Source organism: Roseateles sp. AC306 (assembly GCF_979253795.1).
Map to the genome: position 1 here is coordinate 17105 of NZ_CEEDEB010000028.1, position 17098 is coordinate 34202.

General features: G+C 69.0%; 14 protein-coding genes. 4 read left to right on the forward strand and 10 right to left on the reverse strand.

The genetic code is table 11. The features are described from left to right. Window positions 1–49: 49 nt before the first annotated feature. Window positions 50–850, forward strand: a complete 801-nt coding sequence (locus AC0IZJ_RS27655; protein WP_471855398.1) for an alpha/beta fold hydrolase — start codon at window positions 50–52, stop codon at window positions 848–850. Here AC0IZJ_RS27655 and AC0IZJ_RS27660 read toward each other — a convergent pair. The 5 genes from AC0IZJ_RS27660 to AC0IZJ_RS27680 form a co-directional block, all read right to left on the reverse strand. Further along, window positions 835–2052 carry a hypothetical protein gene (locus tag AC0IZJ_RS27660; protein ID WP_471855399.1) on the reverse strand — a complete coding sequence of 406 codons (1218 nt, stop codon included), beginning with the start codon at window positions 2050–2052 and terminating at the stop codon, window positions 835–837. The genes AC0IZJ_RS27655 and AC0IZJ_RS27660 overlap by 16 nt on opposite strands. A 4-nt stretch (window positions 2053–2056) precedes the next feature. Continuing rightward, entirely contained in the window at window positions 2057–3310 is a 1254-nt protein-coding gene (locus AC0IZJ_RS27665; protein WP_471855401.1) for a hypothetical protein, read from the reverse strand. After that, the gene (locus AC0IZJ_RS27670; protein ID WP_471855403.1) at window positions 3307–4254 is read right to left on the reverse strand and encodes a hypothetical protein; all 948 of its coding nucleotides are present in this window, start codon (window positions 4252–4254) and stop codon (window positions 3307–3309) included. The genes AC0IZJ_RS27665 and AC0IZJ_RS27670 overlap by 4 nt, the downstream gene beginning before the upstream one ends. A gap of 8 nt (window positions 4255–4262) precedes the next feature. Further along, window positions 4263–5087 (reverse strand): LytR/AlgR family response regulator transcription factor, encoded by an 825-nt coding sequence (locus AC0IZJ_RS27675; RefSeq protein ID WP_471855405.1) that lies wholly within the window; start codon window positions 5085–5087, stop codon window positions 4263–4265. Between the two features lie 70 nt (window positions 5088–5157). After that, a complete protein-coding gene (locus AC0IZJ_RS27680) occupies window positions 5158–6261 on the reverse strand; it encodes a sensor histidine kinase (RefSeq protein WP_471855407.1) in 1104 nt (367 codons plus the stop codon). 63 nt (window positions 6262–6324) lie between these two features. Between AC0IZJ_RS27680 and argH the strand changes: the two genes are divergently transcribed. Then, complete coding sequence (argH, locus tag AC0IZJ_RS27685) at window positions 6325–7722, forward strand: argininosuccinate lyase (RefSeq protein WP_471855409.1); 1398 nt, start codon at window positions 6325–6327, stop codon at window positions 7720–7722. Between the two features lie 2 nt (window positions 7723–7724). After that, window positions 7725–8207 (forward strand): hemerythrin domain-containing protein, encoded by a 483-nt coding sequence (locus AC0IZJ_RS27690; protein ID WP_471855411.1) that lies wholly within the window; start codon window positions 7725–7727, stop codon window positions 8205–8207. Here AC0IZJ_RS27690 and AC0IZJ_RS27695 read toward each other — a convergent pair. Together AC0IZJ_RS27695 and AC0IZJ_RS27700 are read right to left on the reverse strand one after the other, a co-directional pair. Continuing rightward, window positions 8197–10173, reverse strand: a complete 1977-nt coding sequence (locus AC0IZJ_RS27695) for a M3 family metallopeptidase (RefSeq protein ID WP_471855412.1) — start codon at window positions 10171–10173, stop codon at window positions 8197–8199. The genes AC0IZJ_RS27690 and AC0IZJ_RS27695 overlap by 11 nt on opposite strands. A gap of 47 nt (window positions 10174–10220) precedes the next feature. Further along, on the reverse strand, window positions 10221–12122 hold the full coding sequence (locus tag AC0IZJ_RS27700; protein WP_471855414.1) for a propionate--CoA ligase: 1902 nt from the start codon (window positions 12120–12122) through the stop codon (window positions 10221–10223). A 283-nt stretch (window positions 12123–12405) separates the two neighbouring features. Here AC0IZJ_RS27700 and AC0IZJ_RS27705 point away from each other — a divergent pair, with 283 nt between their 5' ends. Then, window positions 12406–13134, forward strand: a complete 729-nt coding sequence (locus tag AC0IZJ_RS27705) for a C40 family peptidase (RefSeq protein WP_471855415.1) — start codon at window positions 12406–12408, stop codon at window positions 13132–13134. Between the two features lie 15 nt (window positions 13135–13149). On the opposite strand, the gene paaZ is transcribed toward AC0IZJ_RS27705, so the two are convergent. Genes paaZ through AC0IZJ_RS27720 form a run of 3 tightly spaced genes read right to left on the reverse strand, consistent with a single transcriptional unit; the run spans window position 13150 to window position 16979 of the window. Next, window positions 13150–15192 carry a phenylacetic acid degradation bifunctional protein PaaZ gene (paaZ, locus tag AC0IZJ_RS27710; RefSeq protein WP_471855416.1) on the reverse strand — a complete coding sequence of 681 codons (2043 nt, stop codon included), beginning with the start codon at window positions 15190–15192 and terminating at the stop codon, window positions 13150–13152. Between the two features lie 5 nt (window positions 15193–15197). Beyond that, window positions 15198–16343: an ABC transporter substrate-binding protein gene (locus AC0IZJ_RS27715; protein ID WP_471855418.1), complete on the reverse strand. Its 1146-nt coding sequence runs from the start codon at window positions 16341–16343 to the stop codon at window positions 15198–15200. A gap of 18 nt (window positions 16344–16361) precedes the next feature. After that, a complete protein-coding gene (locus tag AC0IZJ_RS27720) occupies window positions 16362–16979 on the reverse strand; it encodes a TetR/AcrR family transcriptional regulator (RefSeq protein WP_471855420.1) in 618 nt (205 codons plus the stop codon). Window positions 16980–17098: the final 119 nt, after the last annotated feature.

The following is a 17098-nucleotide window of genomic DNA, read 5'->3' on the forward strand; positions in this document are numbered from 1 at the left end:
GTAGGCGCCGGCCTACAGTGTCGAGAAGCAAAGTTCTCTGGAAATCATCATGTCCTTCATGCCTACGGCCGCGCCCGAGCCCGTTGTCTGCCTGCACTCCAGCGGTGCCGGCGGCAAGCAATGGCGGCGCCTCGTCGCCGACGGCGGCCCCAACTGGTCATGGCACACGCCCGACCTGATGGGCCACGGTGGCCGCCCCGGCTGGCCCGACGGCGTGCCCAGCCATCTGCGCGTCGAAGCCGACGGCGTGCTGGCCGGGCTGGACCTCCCGCCCGACCAGCCCTTCCGTCTGGTGGGCCACAGCTACGGCGCGGCCACGGCGCTGCAGATCGCGCTGCAGCAGCCCCACCGCGTGCGCTCGTTGACGTTGTACGAGCCGGTCGCCTTCGGCCTGTTGCCGGCGCTGGGCGAGGACCTGCCCGAATGGCAGGAAGCCCGGCATGTGGCCGCCGGCGTGTCAGCGGCGCTGGAGCGCGGCGACCTGGATCAGGCTGCCCGCGGCTTCGTCGGCTACTGGCAGGGGCGCGACGTCTGGCCCGAACTTGACGCCGCCCAGCGCGCCCGCCTGGCCGAACCGATGCCGACGATCAGCCGCCACTTCGAGGCCCTGGCCGCCACGCGCTGGAGCGATGCAGAACTGGCCACGCTGCAGATGCCCGTGCGGCTGATCTGCGGCGGTGCCACGCGCGCCAGCGCCCGGCGAGTGGCCCAGACGCTGGCCAGCAAGCTGCCACGCGTGAAACTGGTGGAGCTGGAAGGGGCCGGGCACATGGCGCCGATCGCGGAAGCCGAGCGGGTCAACCCGCTGATCCTGGAGCACCTGCGCACGGTGAGTCAGCGAGTGGGCTGACGCGCGGGCACCATCGCCAGCGCCATGCCGAGTTCGCCGGCCGTGGCACGGTCCGTGGACAGCTGCTTGATGCGCCGCATGGCCGTGCACTCGAAGCCGATATCCTCCGCTGTGCGCGTCTGGAAGCTGTCCAGAGCAGCCTTTAGCGTTGCCGCGTCATGAGCTTGCTCCTCGCGCGGCACACCAGTTCGATCCGCAAGCCGCTGAGCGGCCTGCGCGTCGCTGAGGCCGGTGGTGTTGGCGAGCACCTGACGGGCCAGCGTGCGGCATTGCCCGAGCCGCGTCGCATCGCGCAACCCACCAGCATTGCAGGCTCGCAGCAACCCGATCACGTCCCAGTTCGACATAGCGGCGTCAAAGCCGATGACAGCCACGAGCGCATGCCCCAACTCGGCAACGTCGGGGACCGCATCGGCCACCGCAACCGACTCCGCCTCCAGCAGGTACTCACCCCGGGACAGCCGCGGCCGCGCAGCGGCCTGTGCCAGCGCGGCATCCATGCCGGCCTCATCCTTGCGCCGCTGTGCCACCTGCACCATGCGCAGCCACCGGCGGGCATCCGTCGGGTCCAATTCGGCCCAGCGGCGTTCATTCAGCCTCGCGCAGCCCGGCGTGTCACAGCCAGGCCCACGGCAGGCTGACAAGGCCATCTGGTAGGCCTGCGCATCGCTGCTGCGCTCGGCCAGCAGCGCGGCGCCCTCTGGATCACGCATCAGCAGCCGCGCGGCCACCTGTTGACGTTCGTTGCCTGCGCCCAAGCGTGCCGAGAGCCGCGCCACGCCGGCTTTGGCCATGCGCTGCGTCTCATCGTCGACCTGCTTCTGGATCTCTTGAGCGCGTGCCCTGCCCAAGACCGGGTCGGCGACCCACCGCCTCAACTCGTCCGCCGCCACCCGCCGGATGCCGCAGACCTCCAAGCCCTCTGGCGGGATCTCGATGTCCTCCGCATCCGGCGCCCCCCCGGCCACCACCCCGAACGCGGCGGGCGCCGGGACGAGATTGCCGGACGACGCCGCCGCAACGCCAGAACTCGCAGCCATCGGGCTGGCCGATGCAGCAGCAGCGGGCACGCCCGGCCCGCTTCCCTCAGCCGCTACCGTCCGCGCTCGCCAATGCGCCAGCGATCCCCCCGTAGCCACCGCGACGACGAGAAGGAAGAACGCCAGGGTGCGTTTGCCAGGTGCATTCATGCGCTTGTCCATGCCCTCATTGCGGCGCCGATGCCGATGCCGGCTTGGCCTTCATGTTGGCCCGCATCCACGCCAATTCGCCCTGGCGGGACATCAGCACGAGCTGACGGCCCATGTCGCTGACATTGGCGCAGGTCGGTTCAGCCATCCAGCGCAGGCTGTCCTCGCTCATGGCCTTGCCGCCTTGTTCAATCTGCTCGCGCGACAGCGCCTGCGGGCTGTGCGGCAGGCCCAACCTCTCCTCCAGTGAATGCAGCACGCGGGAGTCCATCGCCTCCGCCACCATGTCCTGCATGCGGCGCGCCACCTGCTCGCAAAGCTGGCGCCGGTTCGCGTCGCGCAGTGCCTTGACGCTGCAGGCCCTCCCTACGTTGGACAGCGAACCATCGAGCGTCGACGCCATGTCCGTGCCGACCGCCATGATGAGTGCCCAGGCCTCCCCCGGCGTTGGCTCGGCACCGACGACATCAGCCAGCGTGGCACTCAGCGCCCGCGCGTTGACGGCAAGGCCGCGGCGCTGCGCGAGCTGGTAGAGCGCCTGCGAGACACCGGTTTCGTCGCGCCGCTGCTGCGCATCGCTCAGGCGGAGCAGCGCGGGCCAGGCGTCGTCGGGATCGAGCAGCTCCAGCTTCTCGGCGTTGAGCGCGGCACAGGCGTCCGGCACCGGGCCGGGGGCCGCCATCTCCGGCATCTCGAAACCGCTGGCCGCCGAGGCCGCCTGCTCTGCGCGCTGCTTGTTGGCGTAGGCATAGGCGGCGCGGTAGTTGGCATCCTTGCGGCAGGCTCGCAGTGCGAGGCGGTAGGCGACTGCGTCATTGGCGGAAGCCGCCAGTCGCGCCGCCGCCTGGGGGTCGCCACGCAGCACGGCAGCCGCTACGCGCTGCGCGGCCATGCCAGCGTCCAGGCGCTTCAGCACGTCTGCCTGGCTGCGCTCGCTCTGCCGCTCCAGTGCCTGCGCCCAGGCCGGCGCCGGCTGGTCGTCGCTGCGCTCCAGCTCGCTGCGCCGGACGGGCCCCACGCCGCAGACATCGACGAACTCATTGGCCTTGTCGACCTTGGACGGGGTCGGCACCGAGGCGGCCGCGACCGCCGGCACGTCGGCGGCTGCGGGCTGGGCGGTCGGCGCGGTGCGCTCCGCCACGATCCCAAGCGCCGGTGCGGACGCAGCAGCGGCGGACTTCGCCAAAGGTCGTGCCCGCCAGCCCAGCCAGACCGCGCCCACAGTAGCCAGCAACAAAGCCAGCGCCAGCCAGCGCCTGCCCCTGCTCAAGGCCGCGTCCTGATCTCGTCGGCCCGCGGCCGCGAGCGCAGCTCCCCGATCGACAGGCCGGTGGCCTGCAGCAGCACGCGCGCCCGGTCCGATTCGCTCATGGCCGCGCGTTCACCCGCGCGTGGCAGCGCGATGGCGTCGCACACCTGCTCCCGTGTCGCAGGCTCCGCTGGCATCGGCCGGCTGCCGTCACGGATCGCCTGGTCCAGCTCCCGCAACCTCGGCGCCCAGACCGCGCGGCGCTCCGGCAGCAGTACCGGGGCTTGCTGGGCCAGGATCAGCGCCATCAGCCGTTCGGTCGCGCCGCCGTCGGCCCACAGCAACTCCCCTACTGCCTCGCAGCGTGCAGCCGTGGCAGCGTCGCCCACGGCGCGGCAATGGCTGGCCAGTGCGCGAACGTTGAGAAGGCCCCAGGGTTGGCGCAGTTCGAGCCCGGTCGGCGGCAGGTCTAGCAGCAGCGCCGCGGCTTCCTGCTGATAGCTGCGCGCATAGCGCACATGGCTGCCGATCTCGTCCAGCAGGTAGCGGCCGTCCGACGTTCCGCGCGCCGGCAGAGCGAGCCAGGCAAACAGGTTGGCGGGCTCCAGCCGAGACCACTGCGAGGCCTCGATGTTGCGGCAGCCCGGTTTCACACAAGGCATGTGCAGCGCCAGCACCGTCATCATCGGGTCGGTGGAAGAGCGGGCGCGATCCTGCAGGCGCGCGCGGGCGGCGTCGGCCTGTGCAGCACCAGACGCCGCGATCAGATAGTCGGCCAGCGCCAGAGATCGCGTGTCCTGCCGCGCCTGCAACGAGGCGATGGCTGCGGGCGGCGCGGATGCGACCTGGGGCTGGATCCGGGCGGCTCGACGCGCGCAGTAGTCGGCCATCTGCGCGCTGCTGCTCGCCACCGCCAGCGCCGCACCAAGCGGCCAGCAGCGCGCCAGACGCAGCGTGTTCATCACAATGAGCTTCACGCCCGGTTCCCCGCCAGCGCCTCCCGCACTGCCGCCACCTGCCGCCGCGACACGGCCAGCCATTCGTCCACATGCACGATGCGCACGGCCCAGCCGTCGCCGGTGTCGGCATCGCCACCGTCCAGGTCGCCGAAGTTGGTCACCGCGTGGCGCTCCAGTTCGCGCACGGCCCAACGGGCCACCAGCGCGTTGCGGTGCACGCGCAAAAAACGCTCGCCATGGCGCTGCTCGAGTTCGGAGAGCGCGCCGTCCATCACATGGCTCTCGCTGGCCGTGCGGAGCGTCACGTACTTCAGCTCGGCCTTGAAATACAGCACCTCGGTGACCGGCACGCGCTTGAGGCGGCCGCGGTCGGTGATGGTGATGAAGTCGGCGTCCGACGCGGCCGGCTTGTCGCCGATGGGTGCGGGCTGCTGCACCTGCACGGCGGCACGCTCGTTCAGGCGCTGGGCGACGCGCGCCAGCGCGGCCTGCAGGCGTTCGCGGCGCACGGGCTTGGTGAGGTAGTCGATGGCGTCCAGCTCGAAGGCGCGCAGCGCATGCATGGCATGGGCCGTGACGAAGACGATGAGCGGCACGCCGTGGCCCGCGGCGGCGCGCTGGGCCAGGCTGTCGGCGAACTGCAGGCCGTCGACACCGGGCATCTGCACATCCAGCAGCACAAGGTCGCAGCCGTGGTCGCGCAGCCAGGCGGCGGCCTGGGAGCCGGTGGCGGCCTCGGCAGCCACCTCGCAGCGCGGTTCGGTGATGACCTCCACCAGGCCGCGCAGGCGCAGCCGGGCCAGGGGCTCGTCGTCGACGATGAGGATGCGCAATGTCATGTGGTCTCCCTTCGCGCTTCGCGCTGTCCCTCCAAGCAGGAACGAGCCCCTTCGGGCGGCCGTGCGTGGCTCATAGCGGCAGTTGGATACGCAAAGCGAAACGAGTGTCGATGGATTCGAGTTCGAAGCGTGCCGCAACGTCGTGCATGAGGTTGAGCCGCTGGCGCACATTGCGCAGCGCCAGGCCGTGGCCGCTGGTGCGGGCCGGCGCGCCGACGCTGTTGACGATGCGGATCTCGACCTCGGCGCCACGCCTGACGGTCGTCACCTCCAGCTCGCCGCCTTCGTCATTGGGCTCGACACCGTGGCGCACCGCGTTCTCGACCAGCGGCTGCAGCAGCAGCGGCGGCAGCCTGGCGTGATTGGCGGCCGGGTCCAGGTGCCAGGTGACCCTCAGCCGCTCGCCGAAGCGGATCTGCTCGATGGCCAGGTAGCGCTTGGCCAGCTCCACCTCTTCGGCGAGCGTCACGGACGCGCTGGAGCCGGCGAGCGCCGCGCGGAAGAGTTCGGCCAGGTCTTCCAGCACGCCCTCGGCGCGCGCCGGGTCGATCTGCACGAGGGCGATGGCGCTGTTCAGCGTGTTGAACAGGAAGTGCGGCCGGATGCGTGACTGCAGCTCGACGAGCTGGGCCAGCGCGTCGGCCGGGCGCTGGGTGTGTTCGCGCAGCTTGAGCCAGGCCAGCAGCAGGGCCGCGCCGCTGGCGCCGGTGGCGGCGATGCTGCCCCAGCGCCAGGGCGAGGCCGGCTCGTCGCTCGTCGTGTTGAGCAGGGCGAAACCGCAGGACGCAGCCACGCCGCCCAGGGCCATCAGCGCCAGCCATTGGGCGGGCTCGGGCAGGCGCGGCCACAGCCGCTTGCCGGCGCAGACGACAAGCAGCCAGGACAACGCGGCAAACATCGTCACGACGGTGCCGTTGGCCGTCAGCATCAGCCACTGCGCGCCATCACGGGCCACCAGCGCAGCGCCCAGGGCCAGCAGCATCTGCACGCCCAGCACCGCGCGCAGCACCAGGCCGACGTGGCAGACGTCGAAGGCGCGGGTCGGGTCCAGCAGCGGCGCAGCGTTGAGCTGGGGCGTCTGCGTCGACGCGAAGCCCAGCCACTGGCTGACCTCAAGGGAGTCCTGCCACGCGGCCTGGCGCGGCGCGGACTTGCGGCGCTGGAAGAAGGGCATGTCTGGCGTTCGATAATCACCGGCTGCGCGCGATTGTGCGCGTGGAATTTCGACGCTCGCTCCATGTCAGACAACCAACTCGCCAACAAGTCCCAAGCCTGGTCCGCCCTGTTCTCCGAGCCCATGAGCGACCTGGTCAAGCGCTACACGGCCAGCGTCGGTTTCGACCAGCGCCTGTGGCGCGCCGACATTGCCGGCAGCCTGGCCCACGCCGAGATGCTGCACAGCCAGGGCATCCTCAGCGCGGAGGACCATGCGGCCATCCAGCGAGGCCTGAACGAGATCACCGCCGAGATCGATGCCGGCCAGTTCGAGTGGAAGCTGGACCTGGAGGATGTGCATCTCAACATCGAAGCCCGCCTGACCGAGCGCGTCGGCATTGCCGGCAAGCGCCTGCACACCGGCCGCAGCCGCAACGACCAGGTTGCCACCGACGTGCGCCTGTGGCTGCGCGGCGAGATCGACGAGATCACCGGCCTGCTGCGCGCACTGCAGACCGTGATGGTCGAGAAGGCCAGCGAGCATGCCGACGTCATCCTGCCCGGCTTCACCCACCTGCAGGCGGCCCAGCCGGTCAGCTTCGGCCACCACCTCCTGGCCTATGTGGAAATGTTCGCTCGCGACGCCGAGCGCATGGCCGACACGCGCAAGCGCGTCAACCGCCTGCCGCTGGGCGCCGCCGCACTGGCCGGCACCAGCTACCCGCTGGACCGCGAGCGCGTGGCCGCCACGCTCGGCATGGAAGGCGTGTGCCAGAACAGCCTGGATGCGGTGAGCGACCGCGACTTCGCCATCGAGTTCAGCTCGGCCGCCACGCTGTTGATGCTGCACATCTCACGGCTGTCCGAGGAGCTGATCCTGTGGATGAGCCAGAACTTCGGCTTCATCGCCCTGCCCGATGCCTTCTGCACGGGCTCGTCGATCATGCCGCAGAAGAAGAACCCCGACGTGCCCGAGCTGGCGCGCGGCAAGACGGGCCGCGTCGTCGGTCATCTGGTCGGCCTGGTCACGCTGATGAAGGGTCAGCCGCTGGCCTACAACAAGGACAACCAGGAGGACAAGGAACCCTTGTTCGACACGGTCGACACCTTGAAGGACACGCTGCGCATCTTTGCCGACATGCTGGCCGGCCTGACGCCCAAACCTGAGGCCATGCGCGCCGCCGCGCTGAAGGGCCATGCCACCGCGACCGACCTGGCCGACTACCTCGTCAAGAAGGGCGCCGCTTTCCGCGATGCGCACGAGGTCGTTGCGCATGCAGTCAAGGCCGCGACGGCCAAGGGCGTGGACCTGGCGGCGCTGTCGCTCGAGGAGCTGAAGACCTTCGATGCCCGCGTGGAGGCTGATGTGTTCGAGGTGCTGTCGCTGGAAGGCTCGCTGAATGCTCGCAATGTGCTGGGCGGCACGGCGCCGGCTCAGGTGCGGGCGCAGGTCGAACGGCATCGCGCGCGCCTGGCATGAGCATGAACACCACGCTGGCCTGGACGGAGAAGCTGGTGCTGAACCAGCCGACGCTGGACACGACGCACGAAGAGTTCGTCGCGCTGCTGAACGCCTTCGGCGCAGCGCTAGACGCAGGCGTCGACGCCCTGCCCGCCTACCACGCGCTGCTGGCCCACACCGAGGCCCATTTCGCGATGGAGGAGGACTGGATGGCGCGCTGCGGCTTCGAGGCGCAGAACTGCCACAGCAGTCAACACGCGATGGTGCTGAACGTGATGCGCGAGGCGCTGCGCTACGCGACCGAGTTGAACGACCGCGAGCCGCTGAACATTCTGCGTACCGAACTGGCGGGCTGGTTTCCGCAGCATGCCGAGACGATGGACGCGGCGCTGGTGTTCACGATGGAGCAGCGCGGCTTTGACCCGGTGACGGGCGAGTGCCGCGAGGTGGCGACAGAGACCGCCGGCCACGACTGCGGCTCAGGCAGCTGCACTACTTCTTGAGGTAGTCGAAGAAGGCTTCCGAGTTGCTGTCGCGACCCAGGAAGTCCTTGACCAGCTCCGGCGCCGGCTTCTGCGCGCCCTGGCCCAGCACCAGGTCGCGGTAACGCTTGCCCACTTCAGGGCTCAGCTTGTCAGCCTCAAACGCCGTACGCAGGTCCATCGCGACGACCAGGCTCCACAGGTAGCCGTAATAGCCCGAGCCGTAGCCGCCCGCAATGTGCGCAAAGCCGGCCGGGAACATCGTGCCCTGCACATGGCCCAGCGGCGTCGCGCCTTCCATGCGGGCCCACAGCGGCAGCGGCTCGGGCTTGGCCTGCTGGTGCAGCGCGATGTCGTAGCTGGCGTACAGGTGCTGCCGGCCGAACAGCCCGCCCTTGCCGTAGTGCTTGGCCGCAACAGCCTGGTCGACCATCGCGTCCGGCACCGGCTTGCAGGTGGGGCAGACGGCCTGCATCAGCTTGAGCACCTGCTTGTCGTAGACCCAGTCCTCCAGCATCTGCGACGGCGCCTCGACGAAGTCGTGCATGACCGTTGTGCCGGCCGTGCCCGCGTAGCGCGTCCTGGACAGGTTGACGTGCACCGCATGGCCCAGCTCGTGCAGCAGGGTCTCCACCTCGTCCAGCGTCAGGCCGTTGCGGTCGAAGTTGACGACCAGGGCCGCCACCGGCGTGCGGTTGATGCGCGTGGCGCTGCCGCGCAGCGGCCACACCGCTGCGTGGTTGTACTTGCCATCGCGCGGGTAGAGGTCCACATACATCTGGGCAATGGGCTGGCCTGAGGCAGCGTCGCTGACGACATAGGTCTGTGCCTCCTCGTGCCAGAGCTTGTTGTCGACGCGCTGGTACTTCACGCCCATCAACTTCTCGATGATGCGCATGGCGAACTCGAGGCTGGCCTGGGGCGGAAAGTAGGGGCGGAAGGCGTTCTGGTCGACGCTGAATTTCTCGCGCTTGACGCGCTCGCTGTAGAAGGTCGCATCCCAGCGCTCCACCCGGGTCTGATCGACGGCCGTGCCCAGGTGCGGGGCCTTGGCGGCGCGCAGTTCCTGCAGTTCGGTCTTCTCGCGGGCGTTGACGGCGCCGGTCACCGAGTCGAGGAATCGCGTCGCTGTCGCCCCGTCCCTGGCCATCTGGCGGCGCAGTCTGAAATCGACGTAGTTGCTGAAGCCGAACAGCTTGGCGTACTCGCCGCGCAGCGTGACGATCTGCGCCAGCAGGTCGAGGTTGGGCTGCCCGCCTTCGTTGGTCTTGGCCCGCCATATGCGCTCACGGGCCGCGCTGCTTTCGGCGCTGCGCATGACGGGCACATAGCTCGGGTAATCCACGCCCAGCAGGATGCGGCCCTGGTCGTCGCGCTTGGCCTTTTCCCACACGCTGGCGGGCACGCCCCTGAGCTCGGCTTCGGTGAAGGCGACGCGCGTGCCGGCGTCGCGGATGTTCTTGTTGAACTGCTGGTCCAGTTCGGTCAGCTGATCCAGGATCTGCTTGGCGCGCTCACGCCGCGCCTTGGGCAGCGCCACGCCACTGTCCTCGAACTGGCCAGAAGCCAGGCGCACCAGCTCCGCGTCGATGCCATCCTTCTTCGGCGCCTTTTGCAGCGCGCGGTAGACCTTCTCGTTCTGGCCCAGGCTGGAAACGAAGTCGGCCCAGCGCAGCGAACAGGCCTGGGCAGCGTCGCGGATGGCCTTGTCCGGGTGGACGTTGAGGATGAAGTCATTTGGCCCCTGGTGGTCTTCGAGGTGGACGGTCAGGTCGTCCAGCGCGGCCAGCCAGCCGACGTCGACCTTGCGTTTCTCAAGCGCTGCGACGCGCTGCGTGGCGCCCTTCAGCCCGGTGTCGCAGCGGGCCTGCACGTCGGCTACAGAGGCATAAGTCGGGAAATTGGGGGCGGGCAGCCTGGGTTGCTGCGCCTGGACGGCGGCAGCGGTAAACAGCAGCGCGGCCAGGGTGATCTGGACGGGTTTCATCGGGCTCTCCTTGTGGGAAGCCCGTAATTCTGGCGTGGCCTCGAGCCTCAGCCGTTTGGCATGCCCAACAGCGTCTTGACCTGGGCCAGCGCGCCAGGATCGTCCAGCGTCGTCAGGTCGCCGGGGTCGCGCGCCTCCGCCACGGCCTGCAGCGCGCGGCGCAGCAGCTTGCCGGAGCGGGTCTTGGGCAGCAGCGTCACGAACAGCACGCGCGCCGGCCGGGCGACCGCACCCAGCTGCGAATCCACATGCTTCATGACGGCGCCCTCAAGCGCTGGCGAGGACTGGCCCGGGTCGCGCAGCACGACGAAGGCGATGGCGACCTGGCCCTTCAACTGATCGGCGACCCCGACGACGGCGACCTCGGCGACCGCCGCATGGCCCGAGATGCATTCCTCGATCTCGCGCGTGCCCAGGCGGTGGCCGGCCACGTTGATGACGTCGTCGGTGCGGCCCAGGATGAAGGTGTAGCCGTCGGCATCACGCACGCCCCAATCGAAGGTCGAGTAGACCTCGCGGCCCGGCACGCTTTGCCAGTAGGTGCGGACAAAGCGGGCGTCGTCGCCCCACACCGTCTGCAGCGCGCCCGGCGGCAGCGGGTGCTCGATGACCAGCACGCCCTTCCGGTTCGGCCCGGTCAGCTCCGCGCCGGTGCTCTCGTCGAGCAGCTTGACGTCGTAGCCGTACATCGGCACACCCGGCGAACCCAGGCGCGTCGGCACGGCCGCCACGCCGGGGATGTGGTGGGCCACCGTCAGAAGCGGCCAGCCGGTCTCGGTCTGCCAGTAGTTGTCGATGATGGGCACGCCCAGGGCGTCGGCGATCCAGCTCGTCGTCGGCTCGTCCAGCGGCTCGCCGGCCAGGAAAAGCGCACGCAGGCTGGACAGGTCGTGGCGCTTCAGCAGCGCGGCGTCATGCTTCTTCAGCACGCGCACGGCGGTCGGCGCGCTGAACATCACCGTGACCTGGTATTTCTCCACCAGGCTCCACAGCACCGCGGCGTCAGGGTTGACCGGTGTGCCCTCGTACATCAGCGTCGCCATGCCGGCAATCAGCGGCCCGTAGACGATGTAGCTGTGGCCAACGACCCAACCGATGTCGCTGGTGGAAAAGAAGGTCTCGCCGGGCTTGCCGCCGAAGATCCAGTCCATGCTGGTGGCGAGGGCCACCGCGTGGCCGCCAACATCGCGCTGCACGCCTTTGGGCCTGCCCGTGGTGCCACTGGTGTAGAGCGTGTAGCTGATGCTGTTGGACTCCAGCCAGGCGCAGGGCACGAGGGCACCGTCGTGCTGACGGCGCAATTCAGCGTAGTCCAGGTCGCGGCCGGCCATGCGCTCGAAAGGCACAAGGCCGCGGTCCACCATCAGCACGGCGGCCGGCTTGTGCGTGGCCAGCGCGATGGCCTCGTCCAGCAGCGGCTTGTATGCAATGCGCTTGCCGGCGCGGCTGCCGGCGTCGGCGCTGACGATGAGCTTCGGGCTGGCGTCGTCGATGCGGCTGGCCAGACTGGTGGAGGCAAAGCCGCCAAACACGACCGAATGGATGGCACCGATGCGCGCACAGGCCAGCATTGCGAACGCCGCCTCCGGGATCATGGGCATGTAGATCAGCACGCGGTCGCCGGGGCCGACGCCTTGTGCCACCAGCATCGCGGCCATCGCCTCGACCTCGGCCAGCACCTCGGCAAAGCTGAAGACTTTTTCCTGGCCTACTTCGGTCGACACCCAGATCAGCGCGCGTTCATCCGGCCGTGTGGCCGCATGTCGGTCCACCGCGTTGTGGCAGAGGTTGGTCGTGCCCCCGACGAACCAGCGCGCGAACGGCGGGCGACTGACGTCGCAGATCTGCTGCGGCGGCGTCTGCCAGTCAATGCGCTCGGCCTGCTCGGCCCAGAAGGCATCGCGCTCGGTCAGCGAGCGTTGGTGGAAGTCGGCATAGGTCTGCGTCATGCCGACAAGTGTCGGCCGCAGGCACTGACGGCAATCTGACCGCGGTCAAAACCGGCGGCATCGTCCGGCGCGCTCATGAGCTGCGATCCCACACGCGCCTGGCGTGAAATGTTTCAGGGTTTTTACCCAGTCATCACCGCGGAGTGCCGGGGTTTGCCCTCAGAATCGCCGGTTTTCCGCCAGCTTTGATTGACGGTGCGGGGGTCGCCTCCTACCCTCCGCGCCGCTGTCCCAACTCTGCTACTCGCGACCGCCCTGCGGCCCGCCCCGGTTTCTGTCCCGAATGCCCCTGGCCCTTCCCTCCCTGCTGAATCGAATCGCTGCCGCCGGCCTCCTGGTCATCGGTTGCGCCGCGCATGCGCAGGGCGTGGCGCAGGCCTCGACGATCACAGCGACGACACCGCCCCCGGGCACGATGACGGGCGCCTACGGCCAGAGCCTGCAACAGCAGGTCGCCGTCGACAAGGCCACGCCCGCTGCGGCCAAGCCTGCGCAGGCGGCCACTGCGAGCGACGCCGTCAGCCGCTTCCTCAGCGAGCGAGGCCTGCTGTCGGGTGGTGAGCCGGGCGGGTCATCTCGCCTGCTGGCCAGCGTGCGCGACACGGCATCGGACCTGGTGCTGTCGGCCATGAACTTCCTGGGCGTGCGCTACACGCGCGGCGGCAACTCGGTCGAGAACGGTTTCGACTGCAGCGGATTCACGCGCCACATCTTCGAGATGAGCGTGGGCCTCGTGCTGCCGCGCCGCGCCGACGAGCAGGCCAAGGACAGCAGCCTGGCTGCCATCCGCCGCGACGAACTCAAGCCCGGCGACCTCGTGTTCTTCAACACGATGAAGCGCACCTTCAGCCATGTGGGCATCTACGTCGGTGAAGGCAAGTTCATCCACGCCCCCCGCACCGGCAGCGCCGTGCGCGTGGAGGACATGCGTGACTCCTACTGGGCCAAGCGCTTCACCGGCGCACGCCGCGCGGACCTGAAGGCCGCAGGCGAACTGCCTGCAACTCGCTGACCCGCGCCGCGGGCCTCAGCCCGCGTTTCTCTTCGCCACCAGCGTCAGGATCTCGTAGCTCGCGCACAGCTCGTCGCGCTGGTTGGTCACCGCCACGTCCCAGCCGATGACACCCTGCGCCGGCTGGTCGTCCCGCGGCGGGCGGTCGATCTTGCGCTTGGCGGTGAGCCGCGCCTGGATGGTGTCGCCGATGGCGACGGGCGTGACGAAGCGCAGGTTCTCCAACCCGTAGTTCGCCAGCACAGGGCCGGGCGCAGGGCTGACGAACAGCCCGGCCGCCGCCGACAGCACGAAGTAGCCATGCGCAATGCGTTTGCCAAAGGGAGACTCCCTGGCCGCGACCTCGTCGAAGTGCATGTAGAAGTAGTCGCCCGACAGGCCGCCAAACGCGACGATGTCGGCCTCGCCCACCGTGCGGCGGTGCGTCAGCAGGCTCATGCCGACCTCGACATCCTCGAAGTAGCGGCGGAAAGGGTGGATGTCGCTCTCGGTGACCGCGCCGCCGCGCTGGTACTCGCCGGTGATGGCCGAGATCATCGTCGGCGAGCCCTGCACGGCGCAGCGCTGCAGGTAGTGCTTCACCGCGCGCAACCCGCCCAGTTCCTCGCCCCCGCCCGCGCGACCGGGGCCGCCGTGCTTGAGCTTGGGCAAGGGCGAGCCGTGGCCGGTGTTCTCCAGCGCGGCCTCGCGGTCCAGCACCAGCATGCGGCCATGCCAGGCGGCGAAGGTCGGCACGGCCTGCGCGGCCAGCGCCGGCGTCTTCGTGCAGACGGTGCCGACCAGGCTGCCGCGGCCGAGAGTCGCCAGGTGCAGGGCCTCCTCGAAATCGGTGTAGGGCAGCAGCGTCGTCACCGGGCCGAAGGCTTCCAGGTGGTGGGCGTAGCTCGCCGCTGAGTCGCGGGCCAGCAGCAGCGTCGGCGCAAAGAACGAGCCGTCGCTGACGCCCTCGCCCTTGGGCGCAAAGCCGTCCCGTTCAGAGAACAGCAGTTCGCAGTTCTTCGCCAACTGCGCAACGCGCTCGGCCACGTCGGTCTGCTGCGCCTTGCTGGCCAGCGCGCCCATGCGCACACCCTCGACGGCGGGGTCGCCCACCACTGTCCTGGACAGGCGCGCCTTCAATGCTGTGGCGACCGCATCGACGCGGTTGGCCGGCACGATGGTGCGACGGATCGCGGTGCACTTCTGGCCCGCCTTGGCCGTCATCTCGCGCGCCACTTCCTTGATGAAGAGATCGAACTCCGGGTCGTCCGGCGTCACATCCGGCGCCAGGATGGCGCAGTTCAGGCTGTCGGCCTCCGCGTTGAAGGGGATGCTCTTCTTCAGCAGATTGGGGTGGGCCTTCAGCATCAGCGCGGTGTCGGCGCTGCCGGTGAAGGTGACGACGTCGGCTTCATCCAGCCGCTCGAACAGGTCGCCCGTGCCGCCGATGATGAGCTGCAAGGCGCCCGTGGGCACGAGGCCGGACTCGACGATGAGCCGCGCGCAGGCCTCGGCGACATAACTGGTTGCCGTGGCGGGCTTGACCAGGCAAGGCATGCCGGCCAGGAAGCTGGGCGCGAACTTCTCCAGCATGCCCCACATCGGGAAGTTGAAGGCGTTGATGTGCAGGGCCACGCCGCGCTTGGGCACCAGCACATGGCTGCCGATGAAATGGTTGTTGGCGCCCAGCCGCATGGCCGGGCCTTCGTGCAGCACATTGCTGCTGGGAAGGTCCTTGCCGCCGATGGAGGCATAGGCAAACAGCGTGCCGATGCCGCCCTCGATGTCGATCCAGGAGTCGGACCGCGTCGAGCCGGTGTGGGCGCTGATCGCGTACAACTCCTCCTTGCGCTCCATCAGATAGGCGGCCAGCGCCTTGAGCACGCGGGCCCGGTCCTGGAAGTGCGTGCGCAGCAACGCGGGCAGCGCCGTGCCGCGCGCGAAGGCCATGGCTTCGGCGAAGTCCAGGCCCTCCTCATGCGTGTGTGCGACGACGCGACCGTTGATGGCGCTGGCCAAGGGCTTTGCCGCCCGGTCGCCGACCCAGCGGCCCGCGATATAGCTCTGTAGGGTCGGCATGGCGTTCACTTGATCAGCACCCAGGCACCGTTCTTGATCTCGACCATCACGCGAGCGCGCTGGTCCAGGCCGAGGTGATCGTTGGCAGACATGTTGAACACCCCATGCGCGCCCGCGACGTTCTTGACGTTCTCCAGCGCGTCACGCAGCGCGGCGCGGAAGGCTGGCGTGCCCGGCTGGGCCTTCTTCAGCGCCTCGGGCGCAGCAGCGGCCAGCAGCAGGCCTGCGTCCCAGGCATGGCCGCCGAAGGTCGACACGCTGCCCTTGCCGTGCGCGCCCTCGTATTTGGCGATGTAGTCCTGCGCGCTCTTCCTCACCGGGTGATCGGCCGGCAGTTGCGCAGCCACCAGCACGGGGCCGGACGGCAGCAGCGTGCCCTCCACGTCCTTGCCGCCGACGCGCAAGAAGTCGTTGTTCGCCACGCCATGGGTCTGGTAGATCTTGCCCGTGTAGCCGCGCTCTTTCAGCGCTTTCTGCGGCAGCGCGGCGGGTGTGCCCGAGCCGGCGACGAGGATGGCGTCGGGTTTGGCGGCGACCAGCTTGAGCACCTGGCCGGTGACGGACGTGTCCGTGCGGTTGTAGCGTTCGCTCGCAACGATGTTGAGCTTCTTGGTCGCGGCGATCTTGTTGAACTCGCCCCACCAGCCCTCGCCGTAGGCATCGGCAAAGCCGATGAAGCCGGCCGTCTTGATGCCGTTGTCTACCATGTGGGTGACGATTGCCAGGGCCATCATGATGTCGTTCTGCGGCGTCTTGAAGACCCAGCGCTTCTTCGCGTCGACGGGCTCGACGATGCGGGCCGACGCGGCCATGGAGATCATCGGCGTGCCGGACTCGGAGATCGCATCGATCATCGCCAGCGAGTTGGGCGTGACGGTGGAGCCGATGACGATGTCGACCTTGTTCTCGGTGATGAACTTGCGCGTGTTGGCCACCGCCGTGGTCGTGTCGGACGCGTCGTCCAGCACGATGTAGTTGACCTTCTGGCCGCCGATGGTGGTGGGCATCAGCGCGACGGTGTTCTTTTCCGGGATGCCGAGTGACGCTGCCGGACCGGTGGCCGACACGGTGACGCCGACGTTGATGTCAGCCTGGGCCGCCAGGCTCAGCGCGGCTGCCAGGGACAGGGCGAGTTGCTTGAATTGCTTCATGGGGTCGTCTCCTCGGGGTTATGGAATGAGAGCGGGTTGGCGCAGCTGAACCGCGCCGAGACCGCCAAAGAACAGGTCGCCGACCAGGGCTGCAAGCGCGTCGTGCGACAGCTCGCCGTCGGGCCGCAGCCAGGTGAAGGTCCAGTTGATCATGCCAAAGAGCAGCATGGTCAAAGGTTTGTGCAGCCTGGCGTCTTTCAGCTCGGGGCGCACCAGGGACAGCGCCGCGGCGAACTCGTTGACGACGCGGCGCTCCACGTCGAGCAGGCGTTCGCGCTCGGTGTCGGCGAGGAACTTGATCTCGCTGGTCAGCACCTGGTGCTGGGCCTGCGCGCCGGCGTAGGCGCGGGTGAAGCGCTCGATGAGGGTGCGGAGCTGTTCGTCGGGTGCCAGGTGCTGCGCCTTCACTTCCTCGACAAGGGCGAGCAGCGCGTGGACGTGGCTGTCGCAGATCTGGGCGAGCAGCGCCTGCTTGTCGTCGAAGTAGTGATACAGCGTGGGCTTGGCCACGCCGCAGGCCTCGGCGACCTGGTTCATGGACGTGGCGGAGAAGCCTTGGTCGGCGAACAGCGCGGCAGCGGCGGTGAGGATGTCGGCGCGTTGGGCGTCGAAGGTGGGGGCGCGTTTGCGGGGCATGTCAGTTCGCTTCCGCTTTTGGAAGAGCGGCTTCATGGCTAGGCCCATGCCGGGATTTCGCCCCGGCGGGCGAGTCACTTTCTGACCCGCCAGAAAGTAACCAAAGAGCTCCCCCCGAC

Coding starts and splice junctions, on each gene's coding strand:
- AC0IZJ_RS27655 (WP_471855398.1), top strand. CDS start 50: ATGTCCTTCATGCCTACGGCCGCGCCCGAGCCCGTTGTCTGCCTGCAC.
- AC0IZJ_RS27660 (WP_471855399.1), bottom strand. CDS start 2,052: ATGGACAAGCGCATGAATGCACCTGGCAAACGCACCCTGGCGTTCTTC.
- AC0IZJ_RS27675 (WP_471855405.1), bottom strand. CDS start 5,087: ATGACATTGCGCATCCTCATCGTCGACGACGAGCCCCTGGCCCGGCTG.
- AC0IZJ_RS27680 (WP_471855407.1), bottom strand. CDS start 6,261: ATGCCCTTCTTCCAGCGCCGCAAGTCCGCGCCGCGCCAGGCCGCGTGG.
- argH (WP_471855409.1), top strand. CDS start 6,325: ATGTCAGACAACCAACTCGCCAACAAGTCCCAAGCCTGGTCCGCCCTG.
- AC0IZJ_RS27690 (WP_471855411.1), top strand. CDS start 7,725: ATGAACACCACGCTGGCCTGGACGGAGAAGCTGGTGCTGAACCAGCCG.
- AC0IZJ_RS27695 (WP_471855412.1), bottom strand. CDS start 10,173: ATGAAACCCGTCCAGATCACCCTGGCCGCGCTGCTGTTTACCGCTGCC.
- AC0IZJ_RS27700 (WP_471855414.1), bottom strand. CDS start 12,122: ATGACGCAGACCTATGCCGACTTCCACCAACGCTCGCTGACCGAGCGC.
- AC0IZJ_RS27705 (WP_471855415.1), top strand. CDS start 12,406: ATGCCCCTGGCCCTTCCCTCCCTGCTGAATCGAATCGCTGCCGCCGGC.
- paaZ (WP_471855416.1), bottom strand. CDS start 15,192: ATGCCGACCCTACAGAGCTATATCGCGGGCCGCTGGGTCGGCGACCGG.
- AC0IZJ_RS27715 (WP_471855418.1), bottom strand. CDS start 16,343: ATGAAGCAATTCAAGCAACTCGCCCTGTCCCTGGCAGCCGCGCTGAGC.
- AC0IZJ_RS27720 (WP_471855420.1), bottom strand. CDS start 16,979: ATGCCCCGCAAACGCGCCCCCACCTTCGACGCCCAACGCGCCGACATC.